1 protein-coding gene is annotated in these 1,469 nt (G+C 68.1%); it reads right to left on the reverse strand.

Annotated elements, in window-relative coordinates; translation table 11 throughout:
* Window positions 1-365: 365 nt before the first annotated feature.
* Window positions 366-1,469: FAD-binding oxidoreductase (locus HUK84_RS17915; RefSeq protein WP_176641456.1), on the reverse strand; the 1,104-nt coding region annotated here is incomplete at its 5' end.

Genomic DNA, 1,469 nt, shown 5'->3' on the forward strand with positions numbered 1-1,469 from the left:
GGCCGGCGCGTGGCGGTGACGCGGATGGTGCTGCGTGACCGGCGCCGCGGTCTGCGCCTGCGCGCCGGCCGCGAGAATGCTGCTGGACAAGGCCGTGCTGGCGACCAGCAGCCCGAAGATAAATCGTGACGACAACGTAACCCCCGTCTGCGTTGAAAATAAAAATACGGCGCCTTTCCACCCCCGGAACGGGCGCCGATATCCGCTGGAATTCCTGATTCCATAACGGATTCGTAATATATATCGCGCGCGGCCCGGTTGCCAGTGCAAAGTCACCCCGGCATGAGGTACAGACCGATTCGACACATGGAATGCGGCCGGAATACCACATCCCCGCCCGGCAGGTAACAGGGGCCGGGCGGCGGTCAGGATTCGGCCGCCCGCTCTGCCCCGTTCGGTGCCCCGGCCAGCGCCTCGAAACTGCGCATCTTGCCGGGATTGAGCAGGCCGGCCGGGTCGAATCGCCGCTTGTCGGCGGCGAGATCCGGCGAGAGGCCGCGATGGGCGCCGCCGTCCTCGATCGTGTAGACATGCGGGTTGGCCACCGAGATTCCGGCCGCGTCGTGCGCCGCCATGATCTTGTCCAGGCGGGCCGAATCGGTGAAGCGGATCACCGGCAGGCCGGCGCAGGACATGCCGCCCTCCATGGGCAGGAATTCCAGGTGGGTCAGCAATTCGTCGGGGAACTGCGCCGCGAGCGCCGCGACCCGGGCCAGCGCGTCGGCGGGCGGAAAGCCGGTTTGCAGATAGGTGTAGGACCGGTCCTTCTTGAGCACCTGCAGGGTGGTGTGGTTCCAGGTCAATTCGTAGAGCGGAACGTGCCCGGGATCGTCCTCGGCCTCGGCCGTGTTGCACGAATAACACAGTTCGCCATGTTCCCGCGCGATCAGGGCGCGGGTGGGTTCGATGGCGGCGGGCGCCATCATCAGGATGACCAGGGCCCGGCCGGCCGGCACCCGGTTGCGCAGCGGGGCGAAATAGGGCAGCAGGCGACAATCCATGACCGAGACCAGCTTCTTTTGCAGGCCGGTCTGGGTGGCGAGCAGGTGGGCGAAGCGTGCCGCCTGCGCCAGGTCGGGGAAGGCGACCGCCATGTCGCACCAATCGACGGCGGGTTCGACCGGCAGTTCCAGTTCGGTCACGAAACCGGTGGTGCCGTAGGCGTGGTTCACGATTCTGGTGTCGGGGCCGCGCAGTTCCACGGCGCGGGGTTCGTCCTCCATCGTCACCACGCGGGTCGCCAGCAGATTGCCCGGCGCGCGCAGCCCGCCCCAGGTGACGGAGCCGATCCCGCCCGATCCGCCGCAGACGAAGCCGCCGATTGTCGCCGTGCGCTTGGTCGAGGGGAACATGCGCAATTCGCGCCCCTTGGCGCGCAGCGCGCGATCCAGCGCCAGCATGTTGGTGCCGGCGCGCACGCGCGCCACGTCGCCGCGCAGCCAGACGAGCCCGTCCAGCCCGGTCATGTC

Source organism: Nguyenibacter vanlangensis (assembly GCF_013376155.1).
Lineage (GTDB): Bacteria > Pseudomonadota > Alphaproteobacteria > Acetobacterales > Acetobacteraceae > Gluconacetobacter > Gluconacetobacter vanlangensis.